Source organism: Planktotalea arctica, from assembly GCF_002105285.1.
GTDB classification, from domain to species: domain Bacteria; phylum Pseudomonadota; class Alphaproteobacteria; order Rhodobacterales; family Rhodobacteraceae; genus Planktotalea; species Planktotalea arctica.
The window spans coordinates 1-15,198 of the sequence record NZ_MUHR01000014.1 but is presented as its reverse complement, the minus strand read 5'-3'; the positions used below and the strand labels follow the sequence as shown (position 1 = coordinate 15,198).

At 58.1% G+C, this 15,198-nt stretch carries 14 protein-coding genes and 1 pseudogene; 8 read left to right on the top strand and 7 right to left on the bottom strand.

All coding sequences use genetic code 11. The annotated features are described in order from the left end of the window. Positions 1-2: 2 nt before the first annotated feature. Genes B9P63_RS14580 through B9P63_RS14570 form a run of 3 tightly spaced genes read right to left on the bottom strand, consistent with a single transcriptional unit; the run spans position 3 to position 3,981 of the window. On the bottom strand, positions 3-2,186 hold the full coding sequence (locus tag B9P63_RS14580; RefSeq protein ID WP_085310309.1) for an RNA degradosome polyphosphate kinase: 2,184 nt from the start codon (positions 2,184-2,186) through the stop codon (positions 3-5). Further along, positions 2,173-2,901: an HdaA/DnaA family protein gene (locus tag B9P63_RS14575; protein ID WP_085310308.1), complete on the bottom strand. Its 729-nt coding sequence runs from the start codon at positions 2,899-2,901 to the stop codon at positions 2,173-2,175. The genes B9P63_RS14580 and B9P63_RS14575 overlap by 14 nt, the downstream gene beginning before the upstream one ends. Before the next feature lie 3 nt (positions 2,902-2,904). Continuing rightward, a complete protein-coding gene (locus tag B9P63_RS14570; protein ID WP_085310104.1) occupies positions 2,905-3,981 on the bottom strand; it encodes an AI-2E family transporter in 1,077 nt (358 codons plus the stop codon). 210 nt (positions 3,982-4,191) lie between these two features. Here B9P63_RS14570 and proS point away from each other — a divergent pair, with 210 nt between their 5' ends. The 6 genes from proS (at position 4,192) to B9P63_RS14540 (ending at position 10,172) form a co-directional block, all read left to right on the top strand. Further along, positions 4,192-5,529: a proline--tRNA ligase gene (proS, locus tag B9P63_RS14565; protein ID WP_085310102.1), complete on the top strand. Its 1,338-nt coding sequence runs from the start codon at positions 4,192-4,194 to the stop codon at positions 5,527-5,529. 3 nt (positions 5,530-5,532) lie between these two features. Then, positions 5,533-6,063: a DUF2937 family protein gene (locus B9P63_RS14560; RefSeq protein WP_085310100.1), complete on the top strand. Its 531-nt coding sequence runs from the start codon at positions 5,533-5,535 to the stop codon at positions 6,061-6,063. A 3-nt stretch (positions 6,064-6,066) separates the two neighbouring features. After that, positions 6,067-7,353, top strand: a complete 1,287-nt coding sequence (locus B9P63_RS14555; RefSeq protein WP_085310098.1) for a lipoprotein-releasing ABC transporter permease subunit — start codon at positions 6,067-6,069, stop codon at positions 7,351-7,353. Beyond that, positions 7,346-8,029, top strand: a complete 684-nt coding sequence (locus tag B9P63_RS14550; protein WP_085310096.1) for an ABC transporter ATP-binding protein — start codon at positions 7,346-7,348, stop codon at positions 8,027-8,029. The genes B9P63_RS14555 and B9P63_RS14550 overlap by 8 nt, the downstream gene beginning before the upstream one ends. 450 nt (positions 8,030-8,479) lie before the next feature. Then, complete coding sequence (locus B9P63_RS14545) at positions 8,480-9,490, top strand: Ldh family oxidoreductase (protein WP_085310094.1); 1,011 nt, start codon at positions 8,480-8,482, stop codon at positions 9,488-9,490. Between the two features lie 34 nt (positions 9,491-9,524). Further along, positions 9,525-10,172 (top strand): DUF3047 domain-containing protein, encoded by a 648-nt coding sequence (locus B9P63_RS14540; protein WP_085310092.1) that lies wholly within the window; start codon positions 9,525-9,527, stop codon positions 10,170-10,172. On the opposite strand, the gene B9P63_RS14535 is transcribed toward B9P63_RS14540, so the two are convergent. Beyond that, positions 10,169-10,609 carry a DMT family transporter gene (locus B9P63_RS14535; RefSeq protein WP_085310090.1) on the bottom strand — a complete coding sequence of 147 codons (441 nt, stop codon included), beginning with the start codon at positions 10,607-10,609 and terminating at the stop codon, positions 10,169-10,171. The genes B9P63_RS14540 and B9P63_RS14535 overlap by 4 nt on opposite strands. A gap of 92 nt (positions 10,610-10,701) precedes the next feature. On the opposite strand from B9P63_RS14535, the gene B9P63_RS14530 reads away from it, so the two are divergent. After that, positions 10,702-11,121 carry a c-type cytochrome gene (locus B9P63_RS14530; RefSeq protein ID WP_085310088.1) on the top strand — a complete coding sequence of 140 codons (420 nt, stop codon included), beginning with the start codon at positions 10,702-10,704 and terminating at the stop codon, positions 11,119-11,121. Between the two features lies 1 nt (position 11,122). Here B9P63_RS14530 and B9P63_RS14525 read toward each other — a convergent pair whose 3' ends face one another. The 3 genes from B9P63_RS14525 to parE form a co-directional block, all read right to left on the bottom strand. Next, a complete protein-coding gene (locus tag B9P63_RS14525; RefSeq protein ID WP_085310086.1) occupies positions 11,123-11,527 on the bottom strand; it encodes a PaaI family thioesterase in 405 nt (134 codons plus the stop codon). 254 nt (positions 11,528-11,781) lie between these two features. Beyond that, positions 11,782-12,492: a hypothetical protein gene (locus tag B9P63_RS14520; protein WP_139816268.1), complete on the bottom strand. Its 711-nt coding sequence runs from the start codon at positions 12,490-12,492 to the stop codon at positions 11,782-11,784. Beyond that, positions 12,489-14,444, bottom strand: a complete 1,956-nt coding sequence (gene parE, locus B9P63_RS14515) for a DNA topoisomerase IV subunit B (RefSeq protein WP_085310082.1) — start codon at positions 14,442-14,444, stop codon at positions 12,489-12,491. Before parE ends, B9P63_RS14520 begins: the two co-directional genes overlap by 4 nt. 612 nt (positions 14,445-15,056) lie before the next feature. Between parE and B9P63_RS19460 the strand changes: the two are divergent. Continuing rightward, positions 15,057-15,198, top strand: a pseudogene (locus tag B9P63_RS19460) (IS256 family transposase); the annotation flags it as partial.

The window sequence follows — 15,198 nt, the reverse complement described above, 5'->3', positions numbered from 1 at the left end:
TTTTAGCCCGCCTCGTCGATGGTATGGGTCAACTTGGGCACATCCGCAGCCCCCGCAGAGCCGCGCCCCGATAGCGAGGGGTTTTCCATGAAGAACTTGTGACAATTAAAGGCGAACTGTCCCTCGGGCACGATTTCGCGTGTGAAGGAGCCATCCGGCGTCATCAGCCAGCTTTGCGCGACGTCAGCCAGATTGGCGGCCATGATCTGACTGACGATCTGCGCTTTGACGGTGGCGTTGTTGATCTCCACCAGCGTTTCGACGCGCCGGTTCAGGTTGCGGCCCATCCAATCGGCAGAGCTGATGAACACGCGCGCCTTCTTGTGGGGCAGGCCATGCCCGTTGCCGAAACACACGATGCGCGAATGCTCGAGGAAGCGGCCAACGATAGATTTGACGCGGATGGTCTCGCTGAGGCCCTTGATGCCGGGACGAAGGCCGCAGATGCCGCGAATGACCAGATCGATTTTCACCCCCGCTTGTGAGGCCGCATAAAGCGCATCAATGACTTCAGGATCAATCAGCGAATTCATCTTGGCCCAGATCACGGCAGGCTTGCCCGCGCGCGCGTAATCTGCTTCCTGCGCGATCAGCTCGAGCAGGCGGGGTTTTAGCGTCAGAGGTGAAATTGCAAGGTTTTCCAAGGCGTCGGGGGGGGCGTAGCCGGAGAGATAGTTGAACACTTTGGTGGCATCGCGGCCGAGCTTTGCGTCGCAGGTGAATAAGGAAAGATCAGTGTAGATGCGCGCTGTAATCGGGTGATAATTGCCGGTCCCGTAATGCGTGTAGGTGACCAGATTGTCGCCCTCGCGGCGCACCACTGTGGAAATCTTGGCGTGGGTTTTGAGATCGAGAAAGCCGTAGACCACATGGGCCCCCGCACGCTCGAGACGGCGGGATTGGCGGATGTTGGCAGCTTCGTCAAAACGCGCTTTCAGTTCGACCAGGGCAGTGACGGATTTGCCATCTTCTGCCGCTTCGCACAGGGCCGAAACGATGGGCGAGCGTTTGGAGGTGCGATAGAGCGTTTGTTTAATCGCCACCACATCAGGGTCGCGCGCGGCCTGCGTTAAAAAGCGCACGACCATATCGAAGGTCTCGTAGGGGTGATGCAGCAGCATGTCCTTTTGGCGAATGGCGGCGAACATATCGCCATCATGATCCTGAACGCGCTCGGGCACGCGGGGCATGAAGGGCGGCCAAAGCAGATCGGGGCGCGCGTCCGTCACCAGCTCCGAGAGGTCGGCCATGCCGATCATCCCGGGCAGTTCGACGGTTTCGGCTTCCGTGACGCCAAGTTCGCGCATCACCAGCGCCTTGAGCTTGGCCGGGGCGTCGCCCGTGTAGGTCAGGCGCACCACTTCGCCGCGTTTGCGCCGCTTCAGCGCGACCTCGAATTCGCGCACCAGATCTTCGGCTTCGTCCTCGACTTCCAGATCGCTGTCGCGCAGCACGCGAAAGCCGAAATGGCCTTTCATTTTGTAGCCGGGAAACAGGCGGCCAAGGTTTTCCACCAGCACATCTTCGAGCGGCAGATAGCGTAGCAGGCCATCGGGGGCGGGCAGGGTCACGAAGCGGTCGATCTGCGCGGGGATCGGCAAAAGCGCAAGCAATTCGCGCTTGTCCGCCTGGCGCTCCAGTTGCAGCGCAAGCGAATAGCCGGTGTTGGGGATAAAGGGAAAGGGATGCGCTGGATCAATCGCGAGCGGTGAGAGCACGGGAAAGACCTTGTGCAGGAAAACGTCAGCGACGTAATCCTTGTCGGATTTGCTTAGATCAGCCCGCTCGACAATGGCGATACCGGCATCTAGCATTTCGCTGCGAATACCCTCAAGCGCGCGCTGCTGGGTTTGCAGCAAATTGCGCGCGTCCTCATTGATCAGCACCAATTGCTCGGCGGGGGTCAGCCCGTCGGCGGCAGGTGTGGCATTGCCAGCCTGCGCGAGTTCACGCAGACCCGCGACGCGCACGGTGTAAAATTCATCAAGGTTCGTGGCAGAAATCGACAGGAACCGCAGGCGCTCCAGAAGTGGCACGCGGGGGTTCTCGGCCTCGTCCAGCACGCGCCAGTTGAAGTTGAGCCAGCTGAGCTCACGGTTTACGAACCGCGCAGGACCGGCAAAATCTACATCGTCCAGCGCGAGGGGCACAGGGGGAGGCGCTTTGAGAAAGTCAGCTTGCATCATCATCGCCCTTTCGTTTTTCGGCGTAGCTTAGCAATGTTTCCACTGGTGCGACCTTGTCCAGAACCGCAGAGGCAAAGGCGCGCGTTAACGGGCGCTTGGCATCCAGCGTCGCCTTGTCGAGGGTGGCGACGATCTGCTGCGCTGCCGCGAAAGAGCGATCGATGCGGCGCGCAAGAAAGGGGATGACATCGGGCGCAGGATTAAGCTGGCGATCCATGAACAACTTCATGAGCAGAGCCGTGAGCAGCGCATCATCAGGGGCCTCGAGTTGGGCGATCTGGATTGCGTGCAGCCGGCTTGCCAGATCTGGCAGGCCGAGCGGCCAACGCTGCGGCGTGTTTTGTGCGGTAATCAGCAGGGGCTGCCCTTCGGCCTGCGCGAGGTTGTGCAGGTGAAACAGCACTGTTTCCAGCGCTTTATTGCCTGCGATCAGGTCTGCGTCCTCGACCACCACAGGGCCTTGCGACAGGGCAGGCACGGCGGCTTCGTCCAGCATGCGGGCATCAATTATCCGCGCGCCGCTTTGCGCAGCCCAGACATGGGCGAGATGGGTCTTGCCCGCGCCTTTTGGGCCAATCAGGATCAGCTTGCCGTTGCTCCAGTTTTGCGGTGCATCGATTAGCGCAAGGGCAAGCGCATTTGAGGGCGAGACGAAGAAATCGTCGCGCTCCAGCGCGAGGCGCGCAGGTAGATCGAAGCTGAGTTGGTTTGGCATCACTTACTCGCCTGCGTTGTCTTTGGGGGCTTCGAGGCCAGAATAGAGCCGGCTGCCCATGTATTGCCCGACGAAAAACCGCATGACCACGCCAAGCGCCGCGGCGACAGGCACGGCGACAAGCATGCCCACAAAGCCAAAGACCGAACCGAAGACGGAAAGCGAAAGCAACAGCCAGACAGGGTGCAAACCAACCGAAGAGCCGACGAGTTTGGGCGTAAGCACGTTGCCCTCCATCACCTGCCCGATGATGAAGACCCCCGCGACGAGGCCAAGAGATACCCAATCGCCCCAGAATTGAAACAGGCCCAGTCCGATGGCAAGCGAGCCGCCGACCAACGCGCCGACGTAGGGAATGAAAGTGATTAGCCCTGCGATAAAGCCGACCACCAGCCCGAATTGCAGTCCCACCAGCATCAGAGCGATGGCATAATAGGTGCCGAGGATCAGACAAACGGTGCCCATGCCGCGGATGAATGCAGCCAGAGTTTCGTCGATCTGCTTGGCCAGCATGCGCACGGTGGGGGCGTGATCACGCGGCAAAAGCGTGTCGATCCGCGAGGTCATCTTGTCCCAGTCGAGCAACATGTAGAAGGCGACCACGGGGACGATCAGGAAGAGCACGAGAATATTGATGATCGAGGAGGCCGAGGACAGAACGGTGCTTAGTAATTCGCCGCCCTTGGACTGGATCGTTTCGCCGATGCTAAGCAAGGATTGATGCAGCGTAGAGCCTTCGTCGAGCGCTTGGGGGAAGCGTTCGGACAAGAAAGCGCGCAGATCGGAAAACAGCTGCGGTGCGATGTTGAACAGCGAAATCGACTGGTTGATCAGCGTCGGCACCACCAGCAGGACCATGACGATGAAAATGACCACGGCCATCAAAGTGATTATCGTCGTAGCAAGCGCGCGCGAGCAGCCCATCCGCTCGAGCCGGTCCGCGACGGGGTCAAGGAAATAGGCGATTGCGCCGCCAAGCACGAAAGGCAACATCACATCGCCGAGATACCACATGGCCAGCAGAAAAACCGCGGTGGCGATGCCCCAATATTTGAGCTGGTCTTTGACGGGATGTGCCATGCGCGCGCCTTTGATTACTTGATTGCGTTAGACATCGCCTATGCCGGGCTAGGTTTCAAGGGGCGCATGGGGGCCAGCCCCCGTCTCGGCAGGCCGAGACTCCCCCGGAGTTTATTTGGCAAGATGAAGGGGTCAAGTCTTGCTGGGCCTTGCTGGTTATAGCGTGAGCGCCTAAACGGGAAGAAACCAGAGTTTTATGAGGGACGTTCCATGCGCCTGAGCCGATATTTCCTGCCGATCTTGAAAGAAAACCCTGCGGATGCGCAGATTGTCAGCCACCGTCTGATGCTGCGCGCGGGGATGATCAAGCAGTCCTCGGCGGGGATTTATTCGTGGCTTCCACTTGGCTTCAAGGTGTTGCGCAAGATTGAGAATATTGTGCATGAGGAACAGCAGCGTGCGGGGCATATTCCGATGTTGATGCCGACACTGCAATCCGCCGATCTTTGGCGCAAGTCGGGGCGCTATGATGCCTATGGCCCTGAAATGCTGCGCATCAAAGATCGCCATGACCGCGAGATGCTTTATGGTCCCACGAATGAAGAACTGATCACTGACATGGTCGGCAATTTCGTGAACAGCTATAAATCGCTGCCTTTGACGCTTTATCATATCCAGTGGAAATTCCGCGACGAGGTGCGTCCACGTTTCGGCGTGATGCGGGGGCGCGAGTTCCTCATGAAGGACGGCTATAACTTTGATCTGACCAAGGAAGACGCGCTGCATGCCTACAACCGTCACTTGGTCAGCTACCTGCGCACATATGAGCGTATGGGCCTGCAAGCGATCCCGATGCGCGCGGATAGCGGCCCGATTGGCGGCGATTACACCCATGAATTCTTGGTGCTGGCCGAGACGGGCGAGAGCGAAGTGTTTTATGACAGCGAAATCACCGATCTGAAATTCGGTGAGCGCGCGATTGATTTTGATGACAAGGCAGCCTGCCAGTCGGTCATGGAAGAGTTCACATCGCGCTACGCGCGCACGGATGAAACCCACGACGAGGCCGCGTTTAACGCGTTGCCGACCGAGCGCCGCCGCACCGCGCGCGGCATCGAAGTGGGACAGATTTTCTACTTTGGCACAGAATATTCCGAAAAGATGGGCGCGAGCGTTCAGAATGAGGATGGCGAGCGTGTGCCGCTGCACATGGGCAGCCATGGCATCGGTGTTTCGCGTCTTTTGGGGGCGATCATTGAAGCGTCACATGACGACAACGGGATCATCTGGCCTGAGGGCGTCACACCATTCCATTGCGGGATTGTGAACCTCAAGCAAGGTGATGAGGACGCCGATGCCGCCTGCGAGGCGCTTTATGACAGCCTAACGGCGCTTGGCCTTGATCCGCTTTATGATGATCGTAAGGAACGCGCGGGTGGGAAGTTTGCGACAATGGATCTGATCGGTCTGCCATGGCGCATTACCGTCGGGCCGCGTGGTCTCAAGAATGGTGTCGTCGAGGTCACGTCGCGCCGCACGGGCGAGAGCGAAGAGATGCCACCAGAGCAGGCGATCGCCAAGATCGCGGCCATTTACGCGGGTCTCTAGGATATGTTTGCGCGCGCGCTTGCTGTTGTTGCCGGTCTGAGCGGTGCAGCGGGCGTGTCGCAGTTTCCTGAGTACTCTCAACAGTATATGCAGCGCCTAGGGGGCGCTGTTGATGAACTGTCGCGCTTCATGGATGATTTTGACGCGGACGCGGGACGCTTTGAGTTAAGCCGAGAGGCGGCGCTGGTGGATCTTGCGCAGGGCGGTCAAATGGGCGCGGCGCGTGCGGAGAGTATGGTGGAGACCATCGAGCGCCATGCGCGCCTGTCGAGCGATCTGGAGCAAATGCAGGGCCTTGGCCCGTTCAGCCGCGCGCGATATGCGGCGCGCTTTACCGATGGTGAACTGGCGGGGCGGGTTTGGGAAAATTACAAACCTGCGCTGCCTGTGACTTTTGAGGGGATCGTTTTTGCAGCGATTGGCTTCCTCGGCGGACTGGCGCTGCTCTCTGGGCTGATTTACCTGCTGCGCTTGCCTTTGATACTGTTTCGGCGCACCCCTAAACCGATTGATACACCCGAATTGGAAACCTGAGCCTTGGCCAAAACACCTATTCCTTTTGCCCGTTTCGAGTGGATGATCGCATGGCGATACTTGCGGGCCAAACGCGCCGAGGGCGGGGTGAGCGTCATGACGTGGATCAGCCTCATTGGCATCACCTTGGCCGTTTTCGCATTGATCGCGACGCTGTCGGTGCGCTCCGGATTTCGCACGGATTTTGTCGGGACCATTTTGGGCGCGAACGCGCATGTGACGGTCTATAAATCGGCGGAGCAAGATGAATTCGGCCGCCTAGATCGCAAGATTTACGACTATGACGAGATGGCCGCGCGCCTTGCGGCAGTGGAGGGCGTCACGCGTGCCGCGCCGCTGGTGCGCGGGCAGGTCATGGGCAATAAGGCGGGGCGCAATACCGGTATCGAAGTTTATGGTCTCACGGCAGAAAACCTGCTGACGGTTCCCAAAGTCGCTAATCCCGAGGAAAGTTTCGGCGATATCAATCGCTTCGGCGAGGGGATCGCCATCGGCTCTGGCGTGGCGCGCGAACTAGGGGTGTCGAGCGGGGACCGTATCAAGATTATTTCCCCCAATGGCGTCAAGACCGCGTTTGGCACGTCGCCGCGTGTGAAAGCCTATGAAGTCACCTATATTTTCACCGCAGGGCGCTATGATATCGACCGCACGCGGGTCTACATGCCGCTTGCTGAAGCACAGAGTTTCTTCAACCGCGAGGGGGCGGTGGACGAGATCGAGGTGATGGTCGAAGAACCTGAAGAGATTGACGCGATCCAGCTTGCGCTTTTGCGTGCGGGCGGGGATCGAGCGCAATTATGGGCCTGGACCGACGCCTCTGGCGGCTTTCTGCGCGCGCTTGAGGTGGAGGACAATGTGATGTTTGTGATCCTGTCGATCCTAGTGTTGATTGCGGCGATGAATATTGTGTCGGGCCTGATCATGCTGGTGAAAAACAAAGGCCGCGATATCGGGATTTTGCGCACCATGGGGCTGAGTGAAGGCTCCGTGCTGCGGATTTTTTTCATCTGCGGCGCGTTTACGGGCATCATCGGCACAGCGCTTGGCGTCATTCTGGGCTGTTTGTTTGCGATCTATATCGATCCGATTTTCTCTGCCGTTAACTACTTTGCAGGCGGCGGGGTCTGGGATCCGTCCGTGCGTGGACTCTACCAACTTCCCGCCGAATTGCGCTTTGAGGATGTAATGTCGGCGGTCAGCCTCTCGCTGGGACTATCTTTTGTGGTGACGATTTTTCCGGCACGGCGCGCCGCGCGAATGAACCCTGTGGAGGCGCTGCGCTATGAGTGATTTGATCCTTGAGCTGAGCGGCATTGCAAAGGCCTACAACAAGGGCAAGGCGAATGAAGTGACCGTGCTGCGCGACATCGACCTGAGCGTCGGCGCGGGTGAAGTCGTCGCGCTGGTTGCGCCATCTGGCGCGGGGAAATCGACGCTGCTGCACATTGCGGGTCTGCTCGATACGCCCGACGCGGGCTGCGTGAAGATCGCAGGGCAGGACATGACTGGGATGAGTGATCGAAAACGCACCGCGATCCGGCGGATCGACGTGGGATTTGTCTATCAATTCCATCACTTGCTGCCTGAATTTACCGCGCTCGAAAACATCGTTTTGCCGCAACTGGCCAATGGTGTGCCGAGCAAAGAGGCCGAGGCGCGCGCGCTTGATTTGCTCACCCGCGTTGGCGTTGCGCCGCGCGCGAGCCATCGCCCTGCGGCGCTTTCGGGGGGCGAGCAGCAGCGCGTCGCTTTTTGCCGAGCGCTTGCCAATGCGCCGCGCCTGATGCTTGCGGACGAGCCGACGGGCAACCTTGATCCGGGCACCTCCGATCAGGTGTTCGCAGCGCTGATGGAGCTGGTGCGCGGCACTGGCCTGTCAGCGGTGATCGCGACCCACAACCTCGATCTGGCCGCGCGTATGGACCGCCAGTTGCGCATGGAAGACGGGCGTCTGGTCGCGCTTTGATCCGTGTGGCTGAATCCATTTTTCGACAGATTAGCGGGATATCCGAAGCCAAATACTATTGGATCAAAGATATCGGCATGTCAGCCATCTAACTTGTTTTACTCAGTAGGTTTATCCTGGATTAGTCATGGATTAACCATATTCGGCGTCGCCGTGATTGTGCCTTTCGAAGGCTTGGCCGAGCAGGGCAAGGACATGATCGCCTCGCATCACGGTAGCAACACGCCCGCGCGCTGGCAGCGCACATCACCGCTACGATCGGGGTGACCCTCTGGTTTTCCGGCGACAGTCAGATTGAATTGAAAGGTTTGATGGAGGCGGTTTATGAAAGCCTGATCAGCTTCGTCGATATTCGCCAGACCTGAGACCAGACCTGAGTTCAGGCTTTGATGCCTTGACGCCAGCGGGCAGATTAAGCACCGTTCGCACAAATCAGCCGAAGGGGCCATCATGCCGGATATTTTCGTTAGTGAGATCGAAGCGATCACGCACAAAGCGCTGTGTGCCCATGGGGCTGAGGGCTGGATTGCCGCTGAAATGGCGCGCGCGGTTGCTTGGGCCGAAGCGCGCAGCAATCGCATTTGCGGGCTCTATTATGTTGAGAGTTACTGCCAGCAATTGCTAAGCGGGCGGGTCAGCGGTGTGGTCGATCCGGTGGTGACACGCCCCTTGCCCTCGCGCATCGAGGTGGATGCAGGGAACGGTTTTGCCCAGCCTGCTTTCGCGCGCGCGCTGGATGAAGCAGTGAGCGCCGCCAAGGAAACCGGCATGGCAAGCGTGGCGATTCACCGCGCGCATACCTGCACTGCCTTGGGCTATTTCACGGAAAAAGCAGCGAAAATGGGAATGATCGCGATCGGCATGACCAACGCCTCCCCTATCGTGGCGCCGCCCGGTGGCCGCACACGGGTGATCGGCACCAATCCCATGGCCTTCGCCGCGCCTGACGGTAAGGGTGGCATTGCGATGGCGTTCGATCAATCCACAACCACAGTCGCGCTTGGCCGGATCACCATGGCGCGCGCGGCTGGCGAAGCGATCCCCGAAGGCTGGGCCGTGGATGCGAATGGTGCGGCGACCACCGACCCTGATGCGGCTTTGAAAGGCTCGCTCACCTCGCTTGGCGGGATGGAGCAGGGCTATAAGGGCTGGGGCCTTGGCCTGATGGTCGAATTGCTCGCCGCTGGCATGACGGGTGGCGTGGCAAGCCGGGATGTGAAACCGCTCAAAGCTGCGACCGGCGCGCCGCATGGGCTTGGGCAGTTCTTCATGCTGATTGACCCTGCTGCCAGCCCTGCGTTCTTTGATCGCCTCGGTGCGCTTGGCGCGGCCGCCATTGAGGACGAGGGCGCGCGTATGCCGGGGCAGAACAAACGCTTGAGCGACCCTGTTGATGTGCCACAGGCGCTTTGGGATTTGATGGTAACGCTCTCCAACGGCCCCGCTCACGCAGACGTGTGATGCAGTTGAGGCGGGCTTGCGTCACATAAAGCAGATGAAACGTATTCTCTCTTTGGCGCTCGCCGCCTCGCTCCTCGCGACTCCAGCCATTCAGGCAGAGCAAATCCCGTTTGATGAATCGTGGAAAGAGCAGAAATTCTCGCTGTTTTCCAAGAACAGATACAGCTTTCAGGATGCCACCTTGGGCGTGCAATCGGACGGCTCGGTTTCCATGGCGTATCGCGCGGTGCCTGAGGGGCTTTGGGGCGCCATCGAAGCCTCATGGCGATGGAGCGTGGATCAATCGGTCCCCGCCACGGACCTTCGCAAAAAGGGCGGCGATGATCGCAACCTTGCTATCTATGTCGTGTTTCTGCCCGAAGCGGATGCGCAGCGCCTCAAAGGCGCGGGCATTCGCAAATTGCTTAGCGCGGACGCGGCGCGCGTGCTGGTCTATGTCTGGGGCGGCGATCACGGGCGCGGGCAGATGCTGAGCAGCCCTTACTTGGGCGCGCGCGGCAAGACGGTAATCTTGCGCGATTCTGGCACCGGCAGTCATTCGGAAAGCGTTGATCTTGCGGGGGATTACCGCCGTGCGTTCGGCGGCGTGCAGGGCGCTGTGGTCGGCCTCGCGATCTCTGCGGATAGCGATGATACGGACACTGCGGTGCGCGGCGCGATCAGCAATCTGAACCTGAATTAGGCCTGCTGGGTCAAGAAAACTCCGGCCGCCATAAGCGCAATCCCACCCGCGCGCGTCATCGAGAGCGGGTTGATTTGCGCGCCGAACAGCCCGAAGTGATCGATCATTGCTGCGCTGATCAACTGCCCCAAAAGCACGAAGAACACCGCATTGCCCACCCCGAATTTGGGTGCGATGAAGGTGATCGAGAGCACGTAGAACGCGATCAAAACCCCTGCGAGCAAGAGGTGTTTAGGCGCATCCAGCACGCTGGCTTGCGCCTTGAACCCGCCGATCAAATAGACCGCAAGCGCGCTGGTAAAGGCGATCGCGAAGAGCACGACAGAGGCCGCAACGGGTGATCCGATCCGCCCTCCGAGCGCGGCGTTCAAAGCAGCAAGAATCGGGATGCCGATCCCTGCGCAAAGCATCACGAAAGCATAGCTGGTTGTGGGCATCACCTGGCCTCATTCAAAGGTGTATTTGCGCTAGATCAACGCACGGTGCGCGCGATGGTGCAAGCTGATCCTGAGCAAAACGGGAGACAGACATGCGAAAGACATGGATTTTAGGACTGGCAGCATTGGCCGCATCAAGCGTCGCGGGCTGTGTGCCGCAGGAACGGGAGCATACCCAGCCAAGCGGTAAGCGGCTCTATGCAGAGAATTGCGCGGCCTGCCATGGACCAAGCGGGCAGGGCGATGGAACTTTGGCGAAAGATTTGTTCATGCCGCCGTCCGATCTGACCGCCTTGAGCGCCAATAACGATGGGATTTTCCCGCGCAACTATGTGGTCTCTACTATGGACGGCTATGCACGCGGCGAGCATTTCAGCGGCGCGATGCCTGAATTCGGCGTGAAGCTGGCGGGCAAGGATGTGATCATGGAAACAGGGGACGGCGTGGTGACGCCAACGCCTGCCGCGCTGGTGGCTTTGGCGGATTATATCGAGAGCCTTCAGGCAGATTGATCTAGGCCAAGTAGAAGGTCGCGGTGGCTGTGGCGACGGGCTTGCCCGATGGCTCTGCGAACATCGTGGCTTTGGTGAACAATAGCTGCTTGCCCGCTCTGACAACCTCCGCTTCGCAGCGGATATGTGTGCCAACGCCGGGGCGCAGGAAGACGGTGTCGAGGTTGGTCGTCGCCACTGGTTTGAGCGCGCCATAATGCGCGAAACAGGCGAAGGCCATGATCGTGTCCGCCATCGCGGCGAGCGCTTGACCCGAGAGGATATCGCCCACGCGGGTGAGGTCGGGGGTGATCGGCATGGTGGCGGTTGCGGTGCCTTGGCCGAGGTCGGTGAAGGTCAGATCGAGCGCCCGCACCCAAGGCGCAAAGTATTCATCTAAGTAGGTTTGCGCGTTTGCTGGGGTCATATCGGGAGTCCGTAGCGAGAGTGGTTCATGCACTCTACGTTCAGGATTGCACCCTTTGCAATGATGCGCCTTTTTGGCCGGAATAGCAGCTTGCTGCCCGGCCAGCGCCAGACCAGCCGCTAGGGCCGGCGCTTTGGCGACTTTGGTTATTCCCGTTGATGGGGTGTTCGGATTTTACTGGGATAAAGTGTGCTGTTCGAACTGTGGAGCGCCTGCCCACTGGTCTGGCGCTGGCCTTGTAGTTCAGCGAGAAGTCACGAGAACAATGTTCGTGAAACCGACAAAAAGACGTCGGCTGATGGAACTGAAATTAAAAAGTATGCAACTATTGTTGTCAAAAACAGTAATCGCCCTTCGGACTGTTTTTCATACTGACAATAATCGAATTCTGCATCTAGAAGAGTTGCCAAAAACTCCTTTGATTTCGATTTGGCTTCTTCCGCCGAGTTGACTTTTGTCATCAGAAACCAAAATTCTTCGAATTCCATGCCTTCGCAGCCGGAAACTTGGTTTCCTACCGCTTTTTCAACAAATTGGTTAAGGTCGTGTCGCGTGAACTGTACATCATCGAATTTGCCCCAATTGTATTTTGTTTCGAGCCGAAAAAACGTGTTAACGAAATCAGAAATTATCCAATTTCGGAACGCGTGTTCTCTAAACTCTAAATGGTTTCGAGCGACTAGTGTTGGTCTCGGTGCACGCCATTGAAACCAAGCGAAACAGGCAGCTAGTAGAACTAGTCCAAAGTAGATGAATTGCATTCGCAGCTCACCCGACAAAAACGTTCCGTTTTCTCCTGAAATTTCACTGAAAGAGATTTTTCCGACAACGTAATCGTTAGCAAGAAGCAAGTATCCGACCAATGGAAAGGCTATTATTGCTCGTTTGCCAAGAATCTGAACAAGTCGGCTTAAGTTTGACCAAGTTAAAATCCCTGCATTTGATCGGATTTCATCAATCCTCAAACATCCAACTCCTCAACAAACTGCGCGTTCTCCTGAATATACTCGAACCGCTTCTCGGGCTTCTTGCCCATCAAACGCTCGACCAGATCACTCGTCTCGCCCGGTTCGTCCTCGTCAATCGTCACGCGGATCAGCTTGCGGGTTAACGGGTTCATCGTGGTGTCTTTCAAATCCTTCGCGTCCATCTCGCCCAGACCCTTAAAGCGGGACACGTCGATGCGGCCCTTGCCGCCGATACCCTTTTCAAGATGTGCGTTCTTTTCGGCTTCATCGAGGCAATAGACCCGTTTTGGCCCCTGCGTTAACCTAAACAGCGGTGGGCAAGCGAGGTAGAGGTGACCCGTATCAATCATCGGGCGCATTTGCGTGAAGAAGAAGGTCATCAAAAGTGCTGCGATATGCGCGCCGTCCACGTCCGCGTCGGTCATGATGATGACCTTGTCATAGCGCAGATCATCGACGTTGAATTTGGTGCCCAGATTGACGCCAAGCGCTTGGGACAGATCGTTAATTTCCTGATTGGACCCGATCTTGCCCGAGGCCGCACCAAGCACGTTCAGGATCTTACCACGCAGCGGCAAAAGCGCCTGTGTCTTGCGATCGCGCGCCATTTTGGCGCTGCCGCCCGCGCTGTCGCCCTCCACGATGAACAACTCCGTGCCCTCGCGGGTTTTCGAAGTGCAATCAACCAGCTTGCCCGGCAGGCGCAGCTTCTTGGTGGCACTCTTGCGCTGGGTCTCTTTTTCTTCGCGGCGGCGCAGGCGTTCTTCGGCCCGTAGCACCAGAAAATCAAGGATCGCACCTGCGGATTTCGTGTCTGCCGCCAACCAGTTGTCGAAGTGATCGCGCACCGCGCCCTCGACCAGTTTCGCGGCCTCGACCGTGGCGAGGCGGTCCTTGGTTTGGCCCACGAATTCAGGTTCGCGGATGAAGCAAGACACCAGCGCGCAGCCGCCCGTCGTCAGATCGTCGCGCGTGATCAATGCGGCCTTTTTGTTGCTGGCGAGTTCGCCGTAGGCGCGGATGCCCTTGAGGATCGCCGCCCAGAAACCCGCCTCATGCGTGCCGCCCTCTGGCGTCGGGACGGTGTTACAATAGGACTGGATGAAACCATCGCGCGCAGGCGTCCAGTTGATCGCCCATTCGACCTTGCCTGCCGTGTTGAATTTCTCTTTGAAGTCCACAACGCCCGCAAAGGGTTTGTCGGCGTAAGTCGATGATTTCCCAAGGGTTTCAACAAGGTAGTCGGATAGACCGCCGGGGAAGTGGAAGGTGGCTGTGGTCGGCGTTTCGCCATCGTCAATCTCGGATTTCCAGCGGATCTCGACACCGGAAAACAGGTAGGCTTTTGAGCGGATCGACTTGAACAGACGCGCAGGTTTAAAACGGTGCGAGCCGAAAATCTGCTCGTCCGCATGGAATGTCACGGTCGTGCCGCGCCGATTGGGGGCTGCGCCGATCTTTTCCACTGGTCCGAGCGGGATGCCGCGCGAAAAGCGTTGCTCGAACAACTCCTTATTGCGCGCGACTTGCACGACCATGGAATCGCTGAGCGCGTTCACTACAGAGGCACCAACGCCGTGCAGGCCGCCGGATGTCTCATAGGCATCGCCCGAGAATTTACCGCCCGCGTGGAGCGTGCATAGAATGACTTCAAGCGCGGATTTGTCGGGGAACTTGGGGTGTGGATCAATCGGAATGCCGCGCCCGTTGTCGCGGATCACCATGGAATAATCGGCGAGCAACTCCACCTCGATACGGCTGGCATGGCCTGCCACCGCTTCGTCCATGGAGTTGTCGAGAACCTCGGCCACAAGGTGATGCAACGCGCGCTCGTCCGTGCCGCCGATATACATGCCGGGCCGTTTGCGCACGGGTTCCAGCCCCTCGAGCACCTCGATGGAGGACGCATCGTAATCGGACGGCTCTTGGCCGGACAGAAGGTCATTCATGTGTGCTGCTCTTGTTATGGGGCCTCGGGTTGGGTCGCATTATGACAGAGCGGGCAGGGCGGGGGAAGTGGTGATCCGTGCTGAGCCTGAAGGCGAGCGTCAGCCTCTAGGGTGGCGATCCTATCGGTCTTTCCGAGGTGTTTTATGTGTGCCGAAAATATCCACAGAAGGAGCGGTGCGCTTGCATTGGTCACATCGCCAGCCCGAGGGAGGGGCTGGAACTGGACGGGACGCTTGTGCACCTGTTAAGTGGTCCGGGTCTTTTCGAGCGTAGTTTCGTAGCTTACTTGTAGATTTGATCCGCAGAGTCTGGGATGAAAAAAAACATATCAGCGCTTATGCGTTTTTAGGGTCAGTTTTACCTTTCAAAATTTCTTTTTCGTTGGGATCGAAGAGAAGAGGCTCGAGAGCTTTTTGAGCAGCTTGAGCGGCGCGAACAACAGCTTTCCATGCTGGGTCTTTGAGGATTGCTATGTGATCGTAGTCATCATTGGCGGGGGCGTCATATCTATCGGCGATTTCGTGAAATTGATCGATTGCGTCAGAGAGTGTCCGATCTTCTGTGTATGAGTAATTTGGCCCATGCTTCCAAACCAAAGGAGCATGACAACAATGACGATTTCCAAAGAATTACTGGACGAGCTGCTGAGCGGCATTAAACGGCCCGAAGATCTGCTGGGTGACAAAGGCCTGATGAAGGAACTGAAGGTCCGCCTGATGGAGCGAATGCTGGGCGCAGAGTTGACGGAGCATT

Bases quoted from the DNA above. Each gene is read 5' to 3' on its own strand.
- B9P63_RS14580 (WP_085310309.1), bottom strand. From the start codon at position 2,186: ATGATGCAAGCTGACTTTCTCAAAGCGCCTCCCCCTGTGCCCCTCGCG.
- B9P63_RS14575 (WP_085310308.1), bottom strand. From the start codon at position 2,901: ATGCCAAACCAACTCAGCTTCGATCTACCTGCGCGCCTCGCGCTGGAG.
- B9P63_RS14570 (WP_085310104.1), bottom strand. From the start codon at position 3,981: ATGGCACATCCCGTCAAAGACCAGCTCAAATATTGGGGCATCGCCACC.
- proS (WP_085310102.1), top strand. From the start codon at position 4,192: ATGCGCCTGAGCCGATATTTCCTGCCGATCTTGAAAGAAAACCCTGCG.
- B9P63_RS14560 (WP_085310100.1), top strand. From the start codon at position 5,533: ATGTTTGCGCGCGCGCTTGCTGTTGTTGCCGGTCTGAGCGGTGCAGCG.
- B9P63_RS14550 (WP_085310096.1), top strand. From the start codon at position 7,346: ATGAGTGATTTGATCCTTGAGCTGAGCGGCATTGCAAAGGCCTACAAC.
- B9P63_RS14545 (WP_085310094.1), top strand. From the start codon at position 8,480: ATGCCGGATATTTTCGTTAGTGAGATCGAAGCGATCACGCACAAAGCG.
- B9P63_RS14540 (WP_085310092.1), top strand. From the start codon at position 9,525: ATGAAACGTATTCTCTCTTTGGCGCTCGCCGCCTCGCTCCTCGCGACT.
- B9P63_RS14535 (WP_085310090.1), bottom strand. From the start codon at position 10,609: ATGCCCACAACCAGCTATGCTTTCGTGATGCTTTGCGCAGGGATCGGC.
- B9P63_RS14530 (WP_085310088.1), top strand. From the start codon at position 10,702: ATGCGAAAGACATGGATTTTAGGACTGGCAGCATTGGCCGCATCAAGC.
- B9P63_RS14525 (WP_085310086.1), bottom strand. From the start codon at position 11,527: ATGACCCCAGCAAACGCGCAAACCTACTTAGATGAATACTTTGCGCCT.
- parE (WP_085310082.1), bottom strand. From the start codon at position 14,444: ATGAATGACCTTCTGTCCGGCCAAGAGCCGTCCGATTACGATGCGTCC.